This window comes from Vibrio sp. Vb1554 (genome assembly GCF_033344235.1).
Genome location: NZ_JAWPOJ010000275.1, coordinates 1 through 1,226, shown reverse-complemented (window position 1 = coordinate 1,226; position 1,226 = coordinate 1). Strand labels below are relative to the sequence as shown.

Genomic DNA, 1,226 nt, shown 5'->3' with positions numbered 1-1,226 from the left:
TAATTTATTAAAAGAGAAGAAAAATGTACGTAGCTCTAAAACATATTCACCTTGTCACCATCGCACTGAGTGCCACATTGTTGTCGATTCGATTCGCGTTAATGATGATGAACTCTCCAAAGCGCAACCATCGTTTTCTGAAAGTTTTTCCACACATTGTTGATACCGCGTTGTTGTTGTCAGGTGTTGCTTTGATCTTTGTTACTGGCTTCATTCCATTTACAGACTCAGCACCTTGGCTAACCAACAAGATCACGTGTGTGTTGGCGTACATTGCTCTGGGCTTCTTCGCTCTGAAATTAGCTAAAAATAAATTGCTGCAAATTTTTGGTTTCTTTGGCGCACTCGGTTGGTTGGTCATGGCGGCTAACATCGCCGTGTCTAAGAGTCCAACTTTATTTGGGTAATCGTCATGCTTGAGTTTTTTGACGAAGATTTTGACAACATGGCGCTGGTGGAAGGAGCGTTAGAGCTCAATAAATCCGTTAATCCAGAAACCAACGTCCATTGGGCTAAGCAAGAGCTAGAGCGTCTGTACCAAGAAGCAGAAGCAACGCTTATCTATGAAACAGATGAAGAGCAGCGTTTCGACTCTTTCCTACGTCTGGTTTTCCATGAGTGGGGCTTCAAAGGTGACGACCAAGAGTACTTTATCTCTGACAACAGCTTTATCGATAAAGTACTAGAGCGTAAAAAAGGTACTCCGGTTAGCTTAGGTGCAATTTTATTGTACTTAGGCAATCGCCTTGGCTTCCCTATGAAAGGTGTGACATTCCCAACTCAGTTCCTAATTAAAGTGGATTGGATGCACAAAACACCAGACTACATTAACCCGTTCAACGGGGAGTATGTTGGTGAGAAAATCCTTCAAGCTTGGTTAATCGGTCAAGAAGGGCCGTTAGCGCAGCTTAAACCGGAACATTTTGACGAAGCGGATAATCCGACAGTGATTGGTCGCTGGTTGGCGTTGATTAAAAGCGCGATGCTGAGAGAAGAGCGTTACACACTGGCGCTGCGCTGTACTAATCTGGCGTTGACCTTTGTGCCAGATGACCCATACGAGATTCGTGATCGCGGTTTTATCTTCCAACAGCTTGAGTGTCATCAGGTCGCGGTATCTGACTTTCAGTACTTTATTGACCAATGTCCCGACGATCCTGCGTCTGAGCTACTAAAATCACAAGTTAATGCGATGAGTGAAAAACACGTCACGCTTCACTAATTTT

The 1,226-nt window shown here is 44.0% G+C and carries 2 protein-coding genes; both read left to right on the top strand.

Going from position 1 to position 1,226, the window contains the following annotated elements; genetic code table 11:
• The first annotated feature begins 23 nt into the window (after positions 1-23).
• Positions 24-407 carry a SirB2 family protein gene (locus tag R8N28_RS25615; RefSeq protein ID WP_005468486.1) on the top strand — a complete coding sequence of 128 codons (384 nt, stop codon included), beginning with the start codon at positions 24-26 and terminating at the stop codon, positions 405-407.
• A gap of 5 nt (positions 408-412) precedes the next feature.
• Positions 413-1,222, top strand: coding sequence for a SirB1 family protein (locus R8N28_RS25610; RefSeq protein ID WP_318183709.1), 810 nt, complete (start codon positions 413-415; stop codon positions 1,220-1,222).
• The last annotated feature ends 4 nt before the right edge of the window (positions 1,223-1,226 follow it).